This is a genomic window from Streptomyces shinuiensis, from assembly GCF_043660855.1.
Classification (GTDB): domain Bacteria; phylum Actinomycetota; class Actinomycetes; order Streptomycetales; family Streptomycetaceae; genus Streptomyces.
Genome location: NZ_JBIHML010000001.1, coordinates 3,599,094 through 3,618,102, shown reverse-complemented (window position 1 = coordinate 3,618,102; position 19,009 = coordinate 3,599,094). Strand labels below are relative to the sequence as shown.

Here is a 19,009-nt window from a genome sequence, read left to right as displayed (position 1 = left end):
GCTGGTGTGGTCTTCGGGTGGGCTGGTCAGCCTCTCAGCCTAGTCGCCGTCCGGGCACACGCGCTCATGCCCGCCCTCCGGCGACCGCACCGCCCGCCGGGTCCGCCGCACGAGCCCCGCACCACCGCGGGCGACGGCGTCCGCGGCCCCCGGGGCCGCCCTTCCGGTCCCTTCGGCCTCTCCTGCTCAGTACGACGGGCTGTGCTGGGCCGGGGCCGAGCGCGGGGTCGGCCGGTTGAGGCCGAACAGCGAGCCGGTGGCGACCGCCAGCTCGGCGGCGCAGTCCGCCGCCGGCCGGTCCGGAACGCCCATCCGGCGCAGCGCCCCGGAGAACGCGTCCTCCAGCAGGGCCAGCCGCCAGCTCAGCTCCGCGGGCCCGACCTGCCGGCCGTCGCGCGGCCGGCTCGCCAGGACGGTCAGCACGTCCTGGGCGTTGCTCTGCAGGTCGGCCAGGGACTGCCAGCCGTTCGGCAGCCGCGCCGGGCTCCGGCCCGGAGACTCCGGCTCCGGTGCGCCCAGTGTCACGGGGAGTTGCGCGGGGATCGAGGAGTACCAGTCGACCAGCGCACCGCTCAGGTCCGCCCGCAGACCGTCGAGGAAGCTCAGCAGGACCGCGGCGCCCGTAGGAGCGCTGACGGGCTCGACGCGCGGCGCGGAGTCGTCCGGCGCGGACGGCCTGCCGGCAGCGTCGGGGCCCAGGAACGACCGGATGACGACCGAGACCTCCTCCTGCTGCGCCGGAGCGGACCGCTGGGCGGGCAGCAGGAGCGCCCGTACGGGCGCGATGCCGCGGGCGGCCTGCTCGGCCGCCGCCTGGCACGCGTAGTCAGTGGGCACGGGTCCCCCCTTCTTCCGAAGCCGCCTTGTCGCGCGGCGTCGGTCTTGCGTTTCGGGGCCGTACCGTATCGTTCCGCAACGACTTCGGGGAGATGTCCGTCACAGAGGGTTCACGCGGTACGCCCCTCCCGGAGCCCCGCCCGGCCTCCTCCCCTCGACGGGGACGGTCCGCGCGGGGCCGTCTCGCGCGGGCCGTACGGGGTGCCGGGGCTGCCCGGCGAAGTGGCGGGGCCGCCCGCGGGCGGGGTCAGCCGACGGAGTTGAGCACCTGGCGGACCACCGGTCCGGCGTTCTTGCCGCCGTGGCCGGAGGCGGGGACGACCGCCGCGGCGGCCATGTCGCCCCGGTAGGCGGTGAACCAGGCGTTGGGCTTCTCCTGGCCGTCCACCTCGGCCGAGCCGGTCTTCGCGCCGAAGTCGCCGCTGGTGCCGGCCATCGCCTCGGCCGCCGAACCGCTGGTGGCCGTCAGCCGCATCAGCGAGCGCAGTTCCTGGGAGACGGCCGGGGAGAGGGTGCGCGGGGCCTTGGCCAGGCCGCGGCCGTCCACCTCGGGCGGGACGATGTACGGCTGGCGGAAGGCGCCGCTCTTCACCGTCGCCGACACCGAGGCCATGATCAGCGGGTTCGCCCTGACCCCGCCCTGCCCGATCAGCGAGGCGGCCATCTGCGCGTCGGACTGCACGGGAACCGAGCCGTCGAAGGTGGCTGTGCCGACCTGCCAGTTCAGCCCGATGCCGAAGACGTCGCGGGCCTGCCTGGTGAGGTCGTCGTCCGACAGCTCGCCGGCCTGACTGATGAAGGCGGTGTTGCAGGAGGCTGCGAAGGACTGCGCGAAGGTGCCGCCGTTGATCTCGAACTTGTCGAGGTTCTGGAACCTCCAGCCGCCGTGCGTGAAGTACTTGGGGCAGGGGTGCTGCTTCGCGCTGGAGGCCAGGCCCTTCTCGATGAGCATCGACGCGGTGACGATCTTCATCGTGGAGCCGGGGGCGAGGGAGCCCTTGAAGGCGGTGTTGAAGCCTTCCGCCGGGGTGTTGGCGACCGCCAGGATCTCGCCGGTGCCGGTCTTCAGCGCGACGACCGACGCCTTGGGCTTGCCCGCGATGGCCTGGACGGCGGCCTTCTGCACCCTGGCGTCCAGCGTGGTCCCCAGCTCGCCCGGGGTGCCCTTGCTGAGCCGCTTGAGCGTCTTGACCTCCTTGCCGGCGGCGTCGGTGATCCGGGTCTCGAAACCGGGCTTCCCGTCGGTCCTGTCGCCGAAGCGTTTGCGCAGGTCGGCCAGGATCGCGGCCAGTTCGGGGTACTCCTCGGCCGTCAGCTCGGCGCCGTTGCGGTCCAGGGCCTTGATGGGCGGGGCCCCGGCCTCGGCGGTCTCCAGCTTCTGGCCGCTCCTGAGCGCGGGGTGGACGACGGACGCCTCCCAGCCGACGACGGGCTCGCCGCTCTCGTCGTCCCGTACGACCTTCAGCTCCGACTCGTACGTCCAGGCGGCGGGCTTCTCCTTCTCGTCGTACTCCACCTCGGCCGTCACGGTGAACGGGACGTCGGCGCCCGCGGCGGTGCCCGGCTCCAGGCGCACGCCCGACACCCGGACGTCCTTGCGGAAGCCGGTCAGGGCCTTGGCTGCGGCGGCCTCGTCGTCGGTCAGCGCGGCGGCCTCGTCGGCCTTCCCCTCCTGCCAGGCCCTAAGGAACCTCCCGGCGGTCTCGCGGACCTCCTCGGGCGAGAGCGGGCCCGTCCCGGCCGCCGGTTCGCCGGCCCTGCCGTCGGAGAAGGCCACGTCCTGCCTGCTCCCGCCGCCGGCCGCGCCGCTGTCGCCGATCAGGGCGTACGCCCCGAACCCGGCGGCTCCGACCACGGCGGTGAAGGCCGCTCCGATCACCGCCACCTTCCGACCGTCACGCATGAGTCTCCCGAACTTCCGCCCCTGCCCCGGACCGACACCGCCGGGGACCCGTGCGAAGAACCCTAGAGCACATGGGCTACACGGATCGGGGCCAGGCGTCCGTACCGGCGCCCGGCCGGGCTGCGCGAAACGACTTCGGGTATTTCCCGTACACCACGGGAATGATTAGTGTGTTTTTCCGAAGATGAACAGCGGAAAAAGCTCCCCGATTACCCGCTCGCGCGCTCGACATCGCTCCGTTCACTCTTCCGGAAGCACAACCATCGCCCCTCACGGTCGTTGTCACTGCGAAGCAGAAGGCCGATCCTCCTTCCGGCAATTACCGTCACGGGCCCGCGCCGCAGCCGCCGGCGCGGGCCCGTGACACGTATGGACCAGAAAAGATTCGCGGCGCGCGGCAAGGCTTACGGTGTACTCGGCCCGCCAGTTCCTAGCATTACGCACGCAAGCCCGTGAAGCGGCTTCGTACATTGGAGGTACATGCCATGAAGATGAAGCGGACCGCCGCCGTCGCGCTTTCCGCCGCCGCCCTGGTGATCGGCGGAGCCGGCGTCTCCCACGCCGAGGACGGCCCGAAGTTCCGGAACAACGCGCAGATCCTGCCCTGTGTGAACCTGGAGCTGCTGAACGTCCCGATCGCGTCGGCGGACATCAACAACCTCGACTGCTCCGTCACCTACGTGGAGTCGAAGAAGGTCTCCTCCTACAAGTCCTTCAGGGACTGAGGAACCGACCGGACCACCTGCACAGCACTCCGAAAGGCCGCCCCGGCACACCGGGGCGGCCTTTCGTCTTTCCGTGACACGCTCGCGGGATATACCCCGAAACAACACCCGCTTGGCGCAGTGGCGGCACATAAGCCCAGGTAGTAAGCCGATCAGCGACGACCCGGCCCTGCTTTCCGCAGGACACGCAGAAACACAGAAGCGCGCAATCGGGGATTCGGTGGGTTAATGTCGCCGACGTGGGGGCAACTCCCGCCTTTCCGGTGAGCCGGCCGAACTTCGGTCGCAATCCGGAAACCGGTTATCCGGCCGCTCGGCGGCGGTCGGGGACATCGGATCCTTCCTTCTCTCGTCAAGGAGACAAGACAGCATGATGCTGAAGAAGACGCTCGTCGTTTCTTTCGCCGCCGCCATGGCCCTCGCGGGTGGGGCCGCCAGCGCCCACGCCGGTGAGGCCAAGTTCGAGAACAACGCGCAGATCCTGCCCTGCCCGAACCTGGAGGTCGTCAACCTCCCGATCCTGTCGAGCGACATCAACAACCTCGACTGCTCTCGGAACTCCAAGGAGGAGGTCCAGATCAAGAAGGTCGTGAAGGTCGAGAAGGACTCCGACATCCACGTCGCTCCGAAGCAGGAGCAGGCCCAGGGTCAGGGCCAGGGCCAGAAGAGCGCGCAGGGCCAGAAGCAGGAGGGCGAGCAGGAGCTCGAGAACAAGAACAAGAACGCCGTCAAGAAGCACTGAAGCGACTGACGCCTCGCGTCGGACCGCCTTCGGAACGCCGCCCGCCGGTCTCACCGGCGGGCGGCGCCGCTTTTCCCGGGACCCCGGGGTCCCGGAGTCCCGGAGTCCCGGTCAGATCCAGGTGTCCAGCCACATACGGGACTGCCAGGCGTCCTTGGGGATCTGCACCCCGGTGTGGAGCGGGTGGAAGTAGACGAAGTTCCACACGATCAGCAGCACGAGCACGCCCGCGCCCACCGCGCCCACCGCCCGCCGCCGCTCCGCGCAGCCGGGCGGCCCGAGGACCGCCCCGATCGCCATCGCCAGTGCCAGGCACAGAAACGGCACGAAGACGACCGCGTAGAAGTAGAAGATCGTGCGCTCCTGGTACAGGAACCACGGCAGCCAGCCCGCCGCCACCCCGCACAGGATCGCGCCCGCGCGCCAGTCGCGCCGCAGCGCCCATCGGTACAGGCAGTACAGCAGCGCGAAGCAGGCCGCCCACCACAGCAGCGGGGTGCCCAGGGCGAGCACCTCGCGGGCGCAGCCGCCCTCCGCCGTGCAGCCGTTCTCGCCCTTGTCGGAGGACTCGTAGAAGTACGACACCGGGCGGGCGGTCACCAGCCAGCTCCAGGGGTGGGACTGGTAGGTGTGCTCGGAGGTCAGCCCCACGTGAAAGCTGTAGACCTCGCTCTCGTAGTGCCACAGGCTGCGCAGCGGGGCGGGGACCCAGGTCATGTCGAACCGGGGCAGGGGCAGCTCCAGACCGGTGAAGGGGACGGGCAGCGATTCCGGGGACAGCCCCCGGCGGCCCTCCGCCCAGGTGCGGAAGTAGCCGTCCCGGCTCGCGAACCAGCCCGCCCAGGAGGCCGCGTAGGCGACGACCGCGACCGGCACCAGGGAGAGGAAGGCGGGGGCGGCGTCCCGGCGCAGCATCGACAGATGGGGGCGCCGGGCCCCGGCGGTGCGCCGGGAGGCGGCGTCCCACAGGACCGTCAGGACCCCGAAGGCGACCAGGACGTACAGGCCGCTCCACTTGGTGGCGCAGGCCAGTCCCAGGCACAGCCCGGCCGCGAGCCGCCAGGGGCGGACGCCCAGGCCCAGCCGGCCGCCGGTGTCCGCGTCGGGCCGCCCGTCCGGTGGCAGGGCCGCGGCGAGCCGGGCGCGGGCGCGGTCGCGGTCGATCAGCAGACAGCCGAAGGCCGCCAGCACGAAGAACATCAGCACCAGGTCGAGCAGCGCGGTGCGGCTCATCACCAGATGCAGACCGTCCACGGCCAGCAGGAGTCCCGCCAGGCAGCCCAGGGCGGTGGAGCGGAACAGCCGGCGCCCGATGCGGCAGACCATCAGCACCGACAGCGTGCCGAGCACCGCCACCATGAAGCGCCAGCCGAACGGCGTCAGACCGAACGCCGCCTCGCCCATGGCGATGATCCACTTGCCGGCGGGCGGGTGCACCACGTACGAGGCGGCCTCGCTCAGCGGAGCCGCCGCGGGGTTGTCGAGGATGGTGTCGTTGGCACCGTCGGGCCAGGTGCCCTCGTAGCCGAGCCGGTACAGCGCCCAGGCGTCCTTGGCGTAGTAGGTCTCGTCGAATATCACCGCGTGCGGCGAGCCGAGGTTCCAGAAGCGCAGGAGGCCGGCGAGGAGCGCGACGAGGACCGGGCCGCCCCACGCCGCCCAGCGGCCCAGCAGCCGCGCGTCGTCCCCGTCCAGTCCGAACAGTCCCCACACCCGGCCGCGGCCGGGTTCCGGGTACGGCGGCACCAGCCGCTCCCGCGCGCCCGCCCGGGGCGGCGGGGCGTATCCGTAGCGCCGCAGCCGCCCGCGCCACGTCGGGGCCTGCTCCCCGACGGGCTCCCCGTGCCGGGCCTGAGTCGCGGTGTCACTGGTCACGCGGGCCATCGTAGGGAACGGCCCTCCGGCGCGGCGCCGCACACCGGCGGGCGGGCGGCGCCGCGCCGGTCCCGGCCCTCGCCGGAGCTGCGAGGATGGCGGGGTGAGCGGAACACTCGTACTGGCAGGCACACCCATCGGCGACACCGCCGACGCACCGCCCCGGCTCGCGGCCGAGCTGGAGGGGGCCGACGTCGTCGCCGCCGAGGACACCCGGCGGCTGCGGCGTCTCACCCAGGCACTGGGGGTGCGGATCTCCGGCCGGGTGGTGTCGTACTTCGAGGGCAACGAGGCCGCGCGGACCCCTGAGCTGGCCGACGCGCTGTCGGAGGGTTCCCGGGTGCTGCTGGTCACGGACGCGGGGATGCCGTCGGTCTCCGACCCCGGCTACCGGCTGGTGGCCGCCGCCGTCGAGCGTGGGATCAGGGTCACGGCCGTGCCCGGGCCGTCCGCCGTGCTGACCGCGCTGGCGCTGTCGGGGCTGCCGGTGGACCGGTTCTGCTTCGAGGGTTTCCTGCCGCGCAAGACGGGAGAGCGGCTGGCGCGGCTGCGCGAGGCCGCCGGGGAGCGCCGCACGCTGGTCTACTTCGAGGCCCCGCACCGGCTGGCCGCCGCGCTGGCCGCCATGGCACAGGCCTTCGGCGCCGACCGCCGGGCCGCGGTGTGCCGGGAGCTGACCAAGACCTACGAGGAGGTGCGGCGCGGCACGCTGGGCGAGCTGGCCGGCTGGGCGGAGGAGGGCGTGCGGGGCGAGATCACCGTCGTCGTCGAGGGCGCGCCCGCCGAGGCGCCCGGCGCGGTGGACGCCGCCGAGCTGGTGCGCCGGGTGGCGGTGCGCGAGGCCGCCGGGGAGCGCCGCAAGGAGGCCATCGCGGAGGTGGCGCGCGAGGCGGGGCTGCCCAAGCGGGAGGTCTTCGACGCGGTGGTCGCGGCGAAGAACGCGGGAACGGGCTGAGTGGCCCGGACGGCGGGCGGGAACCCGGGCCGGAAAGATGCGGGCCGGCCCGTGCATTTCCGGCCGGGAGGGAGTCCACTGGTAGGAAGGAGAATCGGGAGGAGGTTCCCATGGACCCCAGGGGCACGACCACCCACGAGGAGTACTCCTTCGCCTGCCTGCGCTGCGGCCACGGCTGGGAGCGGGCGTACGAGATACGGCACCACACCGATCGCGACGGGCGGCCCTTCGTCACCTACCACGATCCGGCGGACGGCGGGCGGGTGCCGTCGCCGCTGACGCGCCCGGTCTGCCCGAACTGCGAATCGCACGTGGTACGGATCATGCGGCCGGGGCGGGTGTACACGGCGGAGCAGGCCCTGCCCCGGGAGTGACGCCGGGCGGGCGGCGAACGGCCCGGGCGGGCGTCCTAGGATCGCGGCCATGGAGAAGTCCGCGCGGCCCGCGCCGCCGCCCGTACCGCTGAACGTGCCGGTCGCCGACTCGCACACCCACATCGACATGCAGGACGCCACGGTCGGTCGGACCGTAGCCGCGGCCGCCGCGGTGGGCGTGACGACCCTGGTGCAGGTCGGCTGCGACCTGGAGCGGTCCCGCTGGTCGGCGCGGGTGGCCGCCGAGCACGACGCGGTGTGGGCCGCCGTCGCCCTGCACCCCAACGAGGCGCCGCGGCTGGAGCGGGACGGGGGGCGGAAGGCACTGGACGCCGCTCTGGAGGAGATCGCCGAGCTGGCCGCGCGGCCGGAGGTGCTGGCCGTCGGCGAGACCGGCCTGGACCACTTCAGGACGGGCGAGGAGGGGCGGGAGGCCCAGCGGTACTCCTTCCGCCGCCACATCGAGGCCGCCAAGCGGCTGGACAAGGCCCTGGTGATCCACGACCGGGACGCCCACGAGGACGTGCTGCGCGTCCTGGAGGAGGAGGGCGCCCCCGGGCGGACGGTCTTCCACTGCTTCTCCGGCGACGCCGCGATGGCCGGGGTGTGCGCGTCGAAGGGCTGGTTCATGTCCTTCGCCGGCAACGTCACCTTCAAGAACGCGCGGCCGCTGCGCGAGGCGCTGGCCGCCGCCCCGCCGGAGCTGCTGCTGGTGGAGACCGACGCGCCGTTCCTGACCCCGGCCCCGTACCGCGGTCGCCCCAACGCGCCGTACATGATCCCGTACACGCTGCGTGCGATGGCCGAGGTCAAGGGGCTGGACGAGGACGCACTCGCGGAGCACGTCGCGGCCAACACGGCCCGCGCGTTCGGCTACTGACGGGCGCCCGGCGGCCGGCGCGCGCGGTGTGGCGGCCCGCTTTTCGCAACTTTGGGTAGTCATACGACTTGGGAGAGTGACGGATGCTCCGCTAGGGTCCCGGCCCGCCACCAGGACCGCTTGGGAGCACGTCGTGAGCCATCCGCAGGGGATCCAGCAGTACGAGTACGCGTACCCCTCCGCGCCGCCGCACCGGCCGTGGAACCCGTGGGAGTACCGCGGCCAGGGGTACGGCGGGCCGGATCACGAGCGGGACCCGTACGACACCTACCGGCCCTCGTACGAGCTCCGCTACGAGCCGTACGGCGCATACGGGGACCACGGCACGTACGGCGCGTACGAGGACCCCGGCGTGTACGGGCCGCCCGAGGCGCCCCCGCTCCCGGAGACTCCGGAACCCCCGGAGCACCCCGGGCACTCCGGGCACCCCGGAGCCTTCGGCCCCGCCCCGTGGCTGCCCCGGCAGCCCACCGGCGGTCCCGCGGACGGCCCCGCGGACGGTGCGGGCGGCGGCCGGGCCGCCGCCCGCCGGGCCGCACGGCAGCGGAAGGCCGCCCAGCGCCCCGAGGCCCTGCGCCGCCTGCTGCCGCAGGCCCTCGTCGTCGCCTTCCTGGCCGGCGGCACCTCCGCCTTCGTCGTGGACGACAAGGCCGTCAGCCTGTCGGTGGAGGGCGAGGACGGGCCGCGCACCCTCCACACCTTCGCCGACGACGTCTCCGAACTCCTGGCCGACGAGGGCGTGTCCGTCGGCGCGCACGACGCCGTCTCCCCCGCCCCCGGCGAGCCCCTCTCCCACGGCGACAGCGTCACCGTCCGCTACGGCCGTCCGCTGACCCTCACCCTCGACGGCCGCCCCCGGCGGGTGTGGACCACCGCCGCCACCGTGGAGGCGGCGCTGCGCGGGCTCGGGGTGCGCCCGGAGGGGGCGCGTGTGTCGGTGCCACGCGACCGGCGCATCGGGCGCGACGGCCTGGCGCTGACCGTGTGGACCGAGCGGAGCGTGACCGTCCTGGCCGACGGCCGCGAGCACACCGTCCGCACCAGCGCCGCGACCGTGCGCGGGGCACTGGCCGACGCGGGGGTCGAGCTGCGCGGCGCGGACCGCGCCTCGGTGGACCCTGACTCCGTCCCCCGCGAGGGCCAGACCGTCACCGTGCTGCGCATCACCGAGACCGAGCGGGTGCGCGACGAGCCCGTCCCGTACACCACCGAACGGCGCGAGGACCCGGCGCTGTTCCGCGGCACCGAGGTGGTGGAGCAGACGGGCCTGCCGGGGCTGCGCCGGCTCACCTACGAGGTGCGCACGGTCAACGGGGTGCGTCAGCGGCCCCGGCTCACCGGGACGGTGGTGGTACGCGCGCCCAGGCCGCAGGTCGTGCGCGTGGGCACCGCCGAGCCGCCCTCCTCGGTGCGGGGCGCCGACGGCCTGGACTGGGAGGCCCTGGCCCGCTGCGAGTCCGGCGGCCGGCCGGACGCGGTGGACCCCGGCGGCACCCACGGCGGGCTCTACCAGTTCGACACCCGCACCTGGCGCGCCCTGGGCGGGAAGGGCCGCCCGCAGGACGCTCCGCCGGCCGAGCAGACCTACCGGGCGAAGAAGCTGTACGTGCAGAAGGGCGCGAGTCCCTGGCCGGTGTGCGGCCGTAAACTGCACCGGTGAGCTCAGCCCCCTCCCCTCCCCCGCCCCCCGGCGCCGACACCGGACCCGGCGACGGCACCGGCACCGGCACCGGGTCCGGTGCCCTCCTGGGCCCCGCCGACATCCGCGAGCTGGCCGCCGCGCTGGGGGTGCGTCCCACCAAGCAGCGCGGCCAGAACTTCGTCATCGACGCCAACACCGTCCGCCGGATCGTGCGGACCGCGCGGGTGGGCCCCGAGGACGTGGTGGTCGAGGTCGGCCCGGGGCTGGGGTCGCTGACACTGGCGCTGCTCCAGGAGGCCGCCCGGGTGACGGCGGTGGAGATCGACGACGTGCTGGCGGCGGCGCTGCCCGCGACCGTCTCCGCCCGGCTGCCCGGCCGGGCCGACCGCTTCGCGCTCGTCCACCACGACGCGATGCGCGTCACCGAGCTGCCCGGGCCGAAGCCCACCGCGCTGGTCGCCAACCTCCCCTACAACGTCGCCGTACCCGTCCTGCTGCACATGCTGGCGACGTTCCCGTCCATCGAGCACGGTCTGGTGATGGTCCAGGCCGAGGTCGCCGACCGGCTCGCGGCCGAACCGGGCTCGAAGGTCTACGGGGTGCCGTCGGTGAAGGCCGCCTGGTACGCGGAGGTGCGGCGGGCCGGGGCCATCGGGCGCAACGTCTTCTGGCCCGCGCCCAACGTGGACTCCGGGCTGGTGTCGCTGACCCGGCGCGACCCGCCGCGCACCGGCGCCACCCGGCGTGAGGTCTTCGCCGCGGTGGACGCCGCCTTCGCCCAGCGCCGCAAGACGCTGCGTGCGGCGCTGGCGGGCTGGGCGGGCTCGGCCGCGGCGGCCGAGGCGGCGCTGACGGCCGCGGGGATCGACCCCCGCGCCCGGGGGGAGTCACTGACGATCGAGGACTTCGCGGCCATCGCGGAGCGGAAGGGCACCACCAGCGCATGAGCACCGCACAGACGGCCGGCACGGGCACCGCCCGCACCGCCGCGCCGGTCACCGTACGCGTACCCGCCAAGGTCAACGTGCAGCTCGCGGTGGGCGGGCTGCGGCCGGACGGCTTCCACGACCTGGCCAACGTCTTCCTGGCTGTCGGCCTGTACGACGATGTCACCGCCACCGCCACGGCGCCCGGCGAGGGCCCGCGCGTCACCTGCTCCGGGCCGGACACCGACCAGGTGCCGCTGGACCGCACCAATCTGGCCGTCCGCGCCGCCGACGCGCTCGCCGCGCGGTACGGCATCGTGCCGGACGTCCATCTGCACATCAACAAGGAGATCCCCGTGGCCGGCGGCATGGCCGGCGGCAGTGCGGACGCGGCGGGCGCGCTGCTGGCCTGCGACGCGCTGTGGGGCACGGGCGCCTCGCGTGAGGAACTGCTGGAGATCTGCGCCGGGCTGGGGTCGGACGTGCCCTTCTCCCTGGTCGGCGGCGCGGCGCTGGGCCGGGGCCGGGGCGAGTTGCTGACGCCGCTGGAGGTGGGCGGCGTCTTCCACTGGGTGTTCGCCGTCGCCGAGGGCGGGCTGTCCACCCCGGCCGTCTACCGCGAGTGCGACCGGCTGCGCGAGGCGCGCGGCGGCGGCGCGGGCGCCGACGCCGTACCCGCTCCCGAGGCGTCCCCCGCGCTGCTGGACGCGCTGCGCGCCGGGGACGCGGCCGCACTGGCCGGGCAACTGTCCAACGACCTCCAGCCCGCCGCCGTCTGCCTGCTGCCGTCCCTGGACGACACCCTGGCGGTGGGCACTCAGGCGGGCGCGCTGGCCGCCCTGGTCTCCGGCTCCGGCCCGACCTGCGCCTTCCTGGCCGGGGACGCCGCGGCGGCCTCGGACGTCGCCTTCGCCCTGCGCGCCTCGGGCGTCTGCCGCACCGCCCACACCGCCACGAGCCCGGCGCCGGGCGCCACGGTGGTCCGCCCGGCGGGCTGAGTACCGCGACGCACGTTCCCGGCGGGGCTCTTGTGCACCGGCGCCCCGCCGGGCGGGCGTCGTCGCGCGCCGGGCTGCGCGTACGCGGACCACGGGAACCCCCGCGGCCGCACCCGCCTCGCGCGATCACTTCGCCGACCTGCTGCGCGTGGCCTCGACCGGCACGGTGGTGCCCGGCCACCGGCTGATGGCCGCCGTCCCCGTCACCGCCCCGTCACCGCCCCGGCGGCGGCCATGGCGGCCGCGGGTCCGCTGCCGGTGGAACGTGCGGGACACCGTGCGGAGCAGGCCCGGACGCCACCGGCCCCGCCGGACGCGGGCGCGTCCGGCGGGGCCGGTGCCACTACCGATGTCGCCGGGATGCGGACCGGCGGACCGGGGTCAGCGGAAGTTGACGTCGCTGCACAGGTAGTACGACTGGTCCATGTGCGAGGCCTGCCAGATCGTGAAGACGATGTGGCGGCCGCTGCGACCGGGGGCACTGACGTCGAACGAGATGTTCTGGGCGGGGGCGTATCGGCCGGTGGTCCTCACCAGCTCCAGGTCGTCCCAGCCCAGCGGCTCGCGGGTGGCGTCGAAGCCCTGCCTGGTGACGTAGACGCGGAAGAAGTCCGCGCCGTGGCTGGCCTGGTCGTACAGGTGCATCGTGAAGTCGTTGCCGATGTCCGTCGTCTTCCACGGACCGACGGCGTCCAGGGAGTTGTAGCGGCCGCCCTCGGCGCCGCCGCCGCTGCACAGCTTCCCGTCGGGGAGGGCGGCCTGGAAGTCGCCGCCGACGCCGTTGCGGTACAGGCCGTTCCAGTTCCACATGGTGTTGGGGTTGGCCTGCCACGCCTGGTAGCACATCGGGTCTTCCTGCTGCATGTTCGGGTTCAGGTGGTCGTCGCCCCACCGCTCCCAGCAGCTGTAGGCGCGGAAGGCGGGGTTGACGATCCCGCCGTGCGCCGAGGCCGTGTCGGTCCAGGGGATCAGGGCCAGCAGTCCTGCGAAGAGGACGACCAGCGCGCGGACGGACCAGCGGGGGGATTCAGCCCGGTCATGACAATGCATCATGCGGTCTCCGTTTTCCGGCTGTGGGGTTTCCGGCGTTTGGGAGCGCTCCCATGTCACCGCGACTTTACCCGGGGGCACGGAACAGAAAACTCCGTCCCGTCAACGTGGCCGAAACACCGCGCGTCCGGGCAGCGGGGAGCGTCCGGTCAGCCGGACTCCTCCCCGCCGAGCGCGCGGCGCAGCCCGAGGTTGGAGACCAGCAGCCCGCCGTCGACCGGGAGGGTCAGCCCGGTGATCCAGGACGCGTCGGAGGAGGCGAGGAAGGCGACGGCCGCGGCGATGTCCTCGGGGCGGCCCACCCGGCCCAGCGGATACTCGCGGGCCGCGCGCTCCAGCACCTCGCCGCGGCCGTCCCACGCCCGGGTGGCGACGGTCCCCGGCGCGACCAGGTTGACCCTTACGCCGCGCGGGGCGGCGTGCCCGGCCAGGGTGCGGGTCAGGGAGGCCAGCCCCGCCTTGGCGGCGCTGTAGGCGTGCCCGCCGAAGTCGCGCTCGCCGTTGACGGAGCCGACGCTGACGACGGCCCCGCGCCGGTGGGGGGCGGCGGCCAGGTGGGGCAGGGCGGCGCGGACGCAGCGGAACGCGCCGGTGAGGGTGAGGTCCAGGCCGCGCTGCCACTCCCCCTCCGGCAGGTCCTCGAAGAGCGGGGGCTCGGACGGGACGCCGTAGGCGTTGTTGACCAGGACGTCCAGGCCGCCGAACCGATCCACCGCGTGGGCGACGGCCGCCCGCACCGAGTCGTCGTCGCCCACGTCGCAGACGGTGTGGCCGGCCTGCCCGCCCGCCCCGGCCGCCTCCCGGGCCGTTCGCCCGGCGCTCTCGGCGTCGATGTCGGTGGCCAGCACCCGGGCGCCCTCGGCGGCCAGCCGCCGGCAGACCGCCGCGCCGATGCCCCGCCCCGCGCCCGTGACGAGTACCGCGTAGCCCCTCAGGCGTTCCTCGAACCGCTGCATCGGGCCAGCTTGCCATCCTCCCGGGCCCGAGGACCCGGGTCAGCCGTCCGCCGCCGCCTTCCTCAGCGCGCGTACGAGGGCCTGGGCGCGCGGGTCGGAGGTGACCGACTTCTGGAGGGAGTTGGTGACGTAGGCGAAGGCCAGTCCCGTCTCCGGGTCGGCGAAGGCCAGCGAGCCGCCGCGGCCGGAGTGGCCGAAGGAACCGGGGCCCAGCATCGGCGAGGACGGCCCGTGGAGCATGTAGCCCAGGCCGAAGCGGGTGGCGACCAGCAGGACGCGGTCGGGTCCGGCCGACTCCTCGGTACGCGCCTGGGTGAGGGTGGCGGGGGCGTACAGCCGGCGGGTGCCGTCGCCGAGGTCGCCGATGAGCGCCGCGTAGAAGCGGGCCAGGGAACGGGCGGTGGCCACGCCGGAGGAGGCTGCGAGCTCGGCGGCCCGGTAGGCGGGGTCGTTCTCGTCGGGCTGCGGGTCGATGGCGCCGAAGGCGCGGCGGGTGAGGGAGTGCGGATCGCGCCAGGCGTCGGCGACCTCGCGCTTGGGGCGCACCCGCAGCCCGGCGGAGGCGGGCGCGGGCGGGGCGTCCACCCCGGCGATCCGGCCCACCCGGTGCGCCTGGCCGGCGGGCAGCCCGATCCACAGGTCGAGGCCGAGCGGTGCGGCGATCTCCTCGGCGAACCAGCGGCCCAGGCTCCGCCCGGTGACCCGCCGCACCAGCTCGCCCAGCAGCCAGCCGTAGGTCTGCGCGTGGTAGCCGTGCGCGGTGCCCGGCTCCCAGGCGGGCTCCTGGGCGGCGACGGCGCACGGTCCGGAGACGCCGTCGAGCGCCTGCTCCGGCGTGAGGGGGGCGTCCAGGGCGGGCAGCCCGGCGCGGTGGGTGAGCAGATGGCGGACCGGTACGCGCTCCTTGCCCGCCGCCTTGAACTCCGGCCAGTAGGTGCCCACCGGCGCGTCCAGGTCCAGGCGGCCGCGCTGGTGCAGCAGGTGGAGGACGGCGGCGGCCGGGCCCTTGGTGACCGAGCGGACGACCTGGGCGGTGCCCTCGGTCCAGGGCTCCCGCCCGCAGGGGTCGGCCAGGCCGCCCCACAGGTCGGCGACCTTGTGCCCGTCCCGGTAGACGGACACGGCCGCGCCCCGGTCGCCGCGCTCGGTCAGGTTGGCGCGGAAGGCCTCACGGACCGGCTCGTAGCCGTCCGACACCGTGCCCTGGACGTCCACCACTGTCTTCGTGCTCCCGCCGGTCGAAAGGTGATGTGTGCACCGGTGTGTGCACCGATGTGTGCCGCCGTACATGGTGCTACGCGTGCGGCAGCGACACCGACCGGGGGTCGAATCCGAAGGGCAGCTCCAGGCGGTGGGCGCGCATCAGCGCCTCGTCGCACAGCAGGTCCCGGGTGGGGCCGTCGGCGGCGATGACGCCCTCGCCGAGGACGACCGAGCGGGGGCACAGCTCCAGTGCGTAGGGCAGGTCGTGGGTGACCATGAGCACGGTGACGTCCAGCGACCGCAGGATGTCGGCCAGTTCGCGGCGGGAGGCGGGGTCGAGGTTGGAGGAGGGTTCGTCCAGGACGAGGATCTCCGGCCGCATGGCCAGCACGGTGGCCACCGCCACCCGGCGCCGCTGGCCGAAGGAGAGGTGGTGCGGGGGGCGGTCGGCGTACTCCTCCATCCCGACCAGGGCCAGCGCGTCGTGCACCCGGGCCCGGAGTTCGGCACCGCGCAGCCCGGCGTTGGCGGGGCCGAAGGCGACGTCCTCGCGGACGGTGGGCATGAAGAGCTGGTCGTCGGGGTCCTGGAAGACGATGCCGACGCGGCGGCGGACCTCGGCCAGGGCGGCCCTGTCCGACGGGTCCACCCGCAGTCCGGCCACGGTGACGCTTCCCGCGCCGCCGGTGAGGATGCCGTTGAGGTGGAGCACGAGGGTGGTCTTGCCGGCGCCGTTCGGCCCGAGCAGCGCGACGCGCTCGCCGCGCGCCACCGTGAGGTCGACGCCGAAGAGGGCCTGGTGGCCGTCTGGGTAGGCGTAGGCGAGGCCGGAGATCTCCAGGGACGGGGGCGGGGGCGGGGTGGTGTCGGTTCGCGGATCGGCTGCTGTCACAGGGTCCACCATCCCACCAGGCAGACCGCGAGCGCGGCGAGCGGGAGGGCGGCGGCGGAGGACCACTGGACGCGGGTGGCGGCCGTCTCGTCGGTGGCGGGCATGGTGCCGGTGTAGCCGCGGCTGACCATGGCCAGGTGGACGCGCTCGCCGCGCTCGTAGGCGCGGATGAACAGCGCCCCGGCGGTCTTGGCGAGCACGCCCCACTGCCGCACGCCGCGGGCGGTGAAGCCGCGCGAGAGGCGGGCCAGGCGCATCCGGCGCATCTCGTCGGCGATCACGTCGCCGTAGCGGATCATGAAGGAGGCGATCTGCACCAGCAGCGGCGGCATGCGCAGCCGCTGGAGGCCCAGGAGGATCTCGCGCAACTCGGTGGTGGAGGCCAGCAGGACGGAGGCGGCGACGCCGAGGGTGCCCTTGGCCAGGACGTTCCAGGCACCCCACAGGCCGGACCGGCTCAGCGACATGCCCAGCGCCTCCACGTACGGACCCTCCGCGACGAAGGGCATCAGCACCGCGAAGGCGACGAAGGGGACCTCGATCAGCATGCGCTTCAGCAGATGGCGGGCGGGGACGCGGGAGAGCGCGGCGACGGCGGCCAGCAGCAGCGCGTAGGCACCGAAGGCCCACACCGCCTCGCGCGGGGTGGCGACGACGGTGAGGACGAAGGCGAGGACGGCCGCGATCTTGGTGTGGGCGGGGAGGCGGTGCACGGGCGAGTGCCCGGGGCGGTGGAGCCGGTGGGCGTGTCCGGCGCCCATCTCAGGCGTTCCCGGCGGGGGTGCGGCCGGCCCCGCTCCCCGCACGGCCGGCGCTCCCGCCCGCGGTCGCCGCGGCGTTCCTGCGGCGGCGCACCACGACGAGGACGCCGGTGCCGGCGGCCAGCGTCGTGCCGGCGCCGATGACGCCGGCGAGCCCGCCGGAGAGGCGCTCGTCGGTGATGGACGCGATGCCGTAGTCGGCGAGCGGGGAGCCGGCCAGGCCGTGCTCCTCCTCCCGGGAGGAGATGCCGTACTCGCCGGCGACCCTCTCCAGGCCGTCGGGGGCGGCGGAGGCGTAGAAGCTGACGACGCCGGCGCACAGGAGCGTGGCGGCCAGCCCGCCCGCCCAGACCTTCCGGGCGGAGGCGGGACGCGCGGCGGGCACGGGGGGCACGGCCGGCTCGGCGGTGGTGGAGGTGGTGACGGCCTGCGGGACGGGGCCCGAGCCGGGGGTGGCGACCGGGCCGCTGCGCAGGACGAGGGGGCGGGCCGTTCCGCGGGCGGCGTACACCAGGTCCGGGCGGACGGCCAGGACGGCGCCGACGGTGGCGGTGGTGATGAGCGCCTCTCCGACGCCGATCAGCGTGTGGACGCCGAGCATCGCGGTGAGGACCTTGCCCAGGGAGACCTCGGCGGTGCCGCCGAGTGCGTACAGGCCGGTGAAGACGGCGGCGGCGGCCGGTACGGAGAGCAGTGCGGAGACGAAGGAGGCGGCGGTGACCGAGCCACGGCGGCGCGGCAGGACCCGTACCAGGGCACGGAAGACGGCGTAGGAGGTGACGACGGTGACGACGCCGATCAGGGTGATGTTGGTGCCCAGCGCGGTGAGGCCGCCGTCGGCGAACAGCAGGGCCTGCATCAGCAGGACGACGGAGAGGGCGAGCACTCCGGTGTAGGGGCCGACGAGTATCGCCGCCAGCGCCCCGCCCATCAGATGGCCGCTGGTGCCCGCGCCCACGGGGAAGTTGAGCATCTGCACGGCGAAGACGAAGGCCGCAACGAGGCCGGCCAGCGGCGCGGTGCGCTCCGCTCCGTGGTACGCGGCGGCGCCCGCCAGCTCGCGGCGGGCGCCGCGCAGACTGACCGCGACGGCGGCCGCGGCGACGGCGCCGGTGGCCACCGAGACCGGGGCGTCGAGAAATCCGTCGGGCACGTGCATGGCAGGACTCCGCTTCTCGGGCTTCCACGGCCGCCCCGGCCCCGCCGCACCGCGGCCGGCGGGGGCGGGGAGCCGGGGCGGCTCTACACCTCGATAGTAAGGAGTAGTTGCAACCTCTTCGCAAGAGCGTCCGCATCGCCGGTGGGCGGCCGCGGAGGGAGGCCGCGGACGAATGTCACGCAGTGCGACGGACGGGAGGACCCAGCGTTTCCACCCCATCCGTTTGCCGGTGGATCGGGATACTTGCCCGCCCCGAGGGAAGACGGCATTAATGTCGGACCTTCACACAACTGTTGCGGAACTCACATCGATTACCTGCGGTATGCCGTCATGAAAACGCTCTGACGGGGTCGTAGGAGAAAAGACCCCCGGAGAAGGAGCACCCCATGCGCGCAGTCGTCGACCACAGCGTCCAGGCACGTCTGATCACCGTCCCCTCGGTCACCCGGGAGGTGACCGTCGGGCTGCGCTACGACCGCCACGATCCCTTCGCCGTCAGCCTGGTCTTCCCACCCGATGTCTCCCTGGACGGGCAGGAGGTCGTCTGGGTGTTCTCCCGCGAGCTGCTGGAGGACGGGCTGCGGGCCGCGGTGGGGCTCGGGGACGTGCACATCCGGCCGTCCGGCCCCGGGCGGGCCGTCATCGAACTGCGCGCTCCCGAGGGGGTCGCGGTGATCGAGTTCGACACCACCGGCCTGCTGCGCTTCCTGCACGGCACGTACGGCGTGGTGCCGGGCGGTTCCGAGCACCTGGAGCTGGACCTGGACCGCGGGCTGACCTCCCTGCTCGGCTGAGGCGGCGGCCGCGCGTCCGGCGCTTCGGCAAGCAGGCGCCGGGAGACGGCCGGAACGGGAATCCCGGGAACCCGCGGGATCATCCGGAATCACGCAGGACCGCCTGGAGTCACGCAGGAGACCCCGCAGAACCCAAAGGTCCCCTCCGGAAAGACCCGCGGACGCGGCAGGGACGGACCGCCCGCCCGCTCACACGCCCCCGGTGCCGCCTGTCCGGCCCCGCCCGGGACACCGCAGCCCGCGGCACGGGGCACAGATACGGGCCACAGGCCCCGGAACCCGCGGCCACCGCGGACAGCGGCCCGCGCCGCAACCGGCCGGACCCCCGCACCCGCCG

18 protein-coding genes are annotated in these 19,009 nt (G+C 74.3%); 9 read left to right on the top strand and 9 right to left on the bottom strand.

Annotated features, from left to right (window positions below):
- Positions 1 to 186 precede the first annotated feature (186 nt).
- Entirely contained in the window at positions 187 to 837 is a 651-nt protein-coding gene (locus ACGRHY_RS16580) for a hypothetical protein (RefSeq protein WP_394636112.1), read from the bottom strand.
- 247 nt (positions 838 to 1,084) lie between these two features.
- On the bottom strand, positions 1,085 to 2,740 hold the full coding sequence (locus tag ACGRHY_RS16575) for a penicillin-binding transpeptidase domain-containing protein (protein ID WP_394636111.1): 1,656 nt from the start codon (positions 2,738 to 2,740) through the stop codon (positions 1,085 to 1,087).
- Positions 2,741 to 3,225: 485 nt separating this feature from the next.
- Here ACGRHY_RS16575 and ACGRHY_RS16570 point away from each other — a divergent pair, with 485 nt between their 5' ends.
- Positions 3,226 to 3,465, top strand: a complete 240-nt coding sequence (locus ACGRHY_RS16570; protein ID WP_394636110.1) for a hypothetical protein — start codon at positions 3,226 to 3,228, stop codon at positions 3,463 to 3,465.
- 370 nt (positions 3,466 to 3,835) lie between these two features.
- Positions 3,836 to 4,207, top strand: coding sequence for a hypothetical protein (locus ACGRHY_RS16565; RefSeq protein WP_394636109.1), 372 nt, complete (start codon positions 3,836 to 3,838; stop codon positions 4,205 to 4,207).
- Between the two features lie 111 nt (positions 4,208 to 4,318).
- On the opposite strand, the gene ACGRHY_RS16560 is transcribed toward ACGRHY_RS16565, so the two are convergent.
- A complete protein-coding gene (locus ACGRHY_RS16560) occupies positions 4,319 to 6,091 on the bottom strand; it encodes a dolichyl-phosphate-mannose--protein mannosyltransferase (RefSeq protein ID WP_394636108.1) in 1,773 nt (590 codons plus the stop codon).
- Positions 6,092 to 6,185: 94 nt separating this feature from the next.
- Between ACGRHY_RS16560 and rsmI the strand changes: the two genes are divergently transcribed.
- The 6 genes from rsmI to ACGRHY_RS16530 all read left to right on the top strand — a co-directional run bounded on the left by rsmI (position 6,186) and on the right by ACGRHY_RS16530 (position 11,857).
- Positions 6,186 to 7,037 carry a 16S rRNA (cytidine(1402)-2'-O)-methyltransferase gene (gene rsmI / locus ACGRHY_RS16555; RefSeq protein ID WP_394636107.1) on the top strand — a complete coding sequence of 284 codons (852 nt, stop codon included), beginning with the start codon at positions 6,186 to 6,188 and terminating at the stop codon, positions 7,035 to 7,037.
- Positions 7,038 to 7,147: 110 nt separating this feature from the next.
- Complete coding sequence (locus tag ACGRHY_RS16550) at positions 7,148 to 7,411, top strand: hypothetical protein (RefSeq protein WP_394636106.1); 264 nt, start codon at positions 7,148 to 7,150, stop codon at positions 7,409 to 7,411.
- Between the two features lie 49 nt (positions 7,412 to 7,460).
- Entirely contained in the window at positions 7,461 to 8,291 is an 831-nt protein-coding gene (locus ACGRHY_RS16545) for a TatD family hydrolase (RefSeq protein WP_394636105.1), read from the top strand.
- 133 nt (positions 8,292 to 8,424) lie between these two features.
- The gene (locus tag ACGRHY_RS16540) at positions 8,425 to 9,951 is read left to right on the top strand and encodes a resuscitation-promoting factor (RefSeq protein ID WP_394636104.1); all 1,527 of its coding nucleotides are present in this window, start codon (positions 8,425 to 8,427) and stop codon (positions 9,949 to 9,951) included.
- 86 nt (positions 9,952 to 10,037) lie between these two features.
- Entirely contained in the window at positions 10,038 to 10,880 is an 843-nt protein-coding gene (rsmA, locus tag ACGRHY_RS16535) for a 16S rRNA (adenine(1518)-N(6)/adenine(1519)-N(6))-dimethyltransferase RsmA (RefSeq protein ID WP_394638082.1), read from the top strand.
- Positions 10,877 to 11,857, top strand: coding sequence for a 4-(cytidine 5'-diphospho)-2-C-methyl-D-erythritol kinase (locus ACGRHY_RS16530; protein ID WP_394636103.1), 981 nt, complete (start codon positions 10,877 to 10,879; stop codon positions 11,855 to 11,857). The genes rsmA and ACGRHY_RS16530 overlap by 4 nt, the downstream gene beginning before the upstream one ends.
- Before the next feature lie 381 nt (positions 11,858 to 12,238).
- Here ACGRHY_RS16530 and ACGRHY_RS16525 read toward each other — a convergent pair whose 3' ends face one another.
- The 6 genes from ACGRHY_RS16525 to ACGRHY_RS16500 all read right to left on the bottom strand — a co-directional run bounded on the left by ACGRHY_RS16525 (position 12,239) and on the right by ACGRHY_RS16500 (position 17,878).
- The gene (locus ACGRHY_RS16525; protein ID WP_394638081.1) at positions 12,239 to 12,907 is read right to left on the bottom strand and encodes a lytic polysaccharide monooxygenase auxiliary activity family 9 protein; all 669 of its coding nucleotides are present in this window, start codon (positions 12,905 to 12,907) and stop codon (positions 12,239 to 12,241) included.
- A 149-nt stretch (positions 12,908 to 13,056) separates the two neighbouring features.
- On the bottom strand, positions 13,057 to 13,863 hold the full coding sequence (locus ACGRHY_RS16520) for an SDR family NAD(P)-dependent oxidoreductase (RefSeq protein ID WP_394636102.1): 807 nt from the start codon (positions 13,861 to 13,863) through the stop codon (positions 13,057 to 13,059).
- 39 nt (positions 13,864 to 13,902) lie between these two features.
- Complete coding sequence (locus ACGRHY_RS16515) at positions 13,903 to 15,081, bottom strand: serine hydrolase domain-containing protein (protein WP_394636101.1); 1,179 nt, start codon at positions 15,079 to 15,081, stop codon at positions 13,903 to 13,905.
- A gap of 76 nt (positions 15,082 to 15,157) precedes the next feature.
- On the bottom strand, positions 15,158 to 15,970 hold the full coding sequence (locus tag ACGRHY_RS16510) for an energy-coupling factor ABC transporter ATP-binding protein (protein WP_394636100.1): 813 nt from the start codon (positions 15,968 to 15,970) through the stop codon (positions 15,158 to 15,160).
- Positions 15,955 to 16,719, bottom strand: coding sequence for a cobalt ECF transporter T component CbiQ (cbiQ, locus tag ACGRHY_RS16505; protein WP_394636099.1), 765 nt, complete (start codon positions 16,717 to 16,719; stop codon positions 15,955 to 15,957). Before cbiQ ends, ACGRHY_RS16510 begins: the two co-directional genes overlap by 16 nt.
- Position 16,720: 1 nt before the next feature.
- Entirely contained in the window at positions 16,721 to 17,878 is a 1,158-nt protein-coding gene (locus ACGRHY_RS16500) for an energy-coupling factor ABC transporter permease (RefSeq protein ID WP_394636098.1), read from the bottom strand.
- Positions 17,879 to 18,264: 386 nt separating this feature from the next.
- On the opposite strand from ACGRHY_RS16500, the gene ACGRHY_RS16495 reads away from it, so the two are divergent.
- Positions 18,265 to 18,672, top strand: a complete 408-nt coding sequence (locus ACGRHY_RS16495; protein ID WP_394636097.1) for an SsgA family sporulation/cell division regulator — start codon at positions 18,265 to 18,267, stop codon at positions 18,670 to 18,672.
- Positions 18,673 to 19,009: the final 337 nt, after the last annotated feature.

Coding starts and splice junctions, on each gene's coding strand:
- ACGRHY_RS16525 (WP_394638081.1), bottom strand. CDS start 12,907: ATGCATTGTCATGACCGGGCTGAATCCCCCCGCTGGTCCGTCCGCGCG.
- ACGRHY_RS16530 (WP_394636103.1), top strand. CDS start 10,877: ATGAGCACCGCACAGACGGCCGGCACGGGCACCGCCCGCACCGCCGCG.
- ACGRHY_RS16570 (WP_394636110.1), top strand. CDS start 3,226: ATGAAGATGAAGCGGACCGCCGCCGTCGCGCTTTCCGCCGCCGCCCTG.
- ACGRHY_RS16520 (WP_394636102.1), bottom strand. CDS start 13,863: ATGCAGCGGTTCGAGGAACGCCTGAGGGGCTACGCGGTACTCGTCACG.
- ACGRHY_RS16495 (WP_394636097.1), top strand. CDS start 18,265: ATGCGCGCAGTCGTCGACCACAGCGTCCAGGCACGTCTGATCACCGTC.
- ACGRHY_RS16560 (WP_394636108.1), bottom strand. CDS start 6,091: ATGGCCCGCGTGACCAGTGACACCGCGACTCAGGCCCGGCACGGGGAG.
- ACGRHY_RS16545 (WP_394636105.1), top strand. CDS start 7,461: ATGGAGAAGTCCGCGCGGCCCGCGCCGCCGCCCGTACCGCTGAACGTG.
- ACGRHY_RS16510 (WP_394636100.1), bottom strand. CDS start 15,970: ATGGTGGACCCTGTGACAGCAGCCGATCCGCGAACCGACACCACCCCG.
- ACGRHY_RS16500 (WP_394636098.1), bottom strand. CDS start 17,878: ATGCACGTGCCCGACGGATTTCTCGACGCCCCGGTCTCGGTGGCCACC.
- ACGRHY_RS16565 (WP_394636109.1), top strand. CDS start 3,836: ATGATGCTGAAGAAGACGCTCGTCGTTTCTTTCGCCGCCGCCATGGCC.
- ACGRHY_RS16575 (WP_394636111.1), bottom strand. CDS start 2,740: ATGCGTGACGGTCGGAAGGTGGCGGTGATCGGAGCGGCCTTCACCGCC.
- cbiQ (WP_394636099.1), bottom strand. CDS start 16,719: ATGGGCGCCGGACACGCCCACCGGCTCCACCGCCCCGGGCACTCGCCC.
- ACGRHY_RS16550 (WP_394636106.1), top strand. CDS start 7,148: ATGGACCCCAGGGGCACGACCACCCACGAGGAGTACTCCTTCGCCTGC.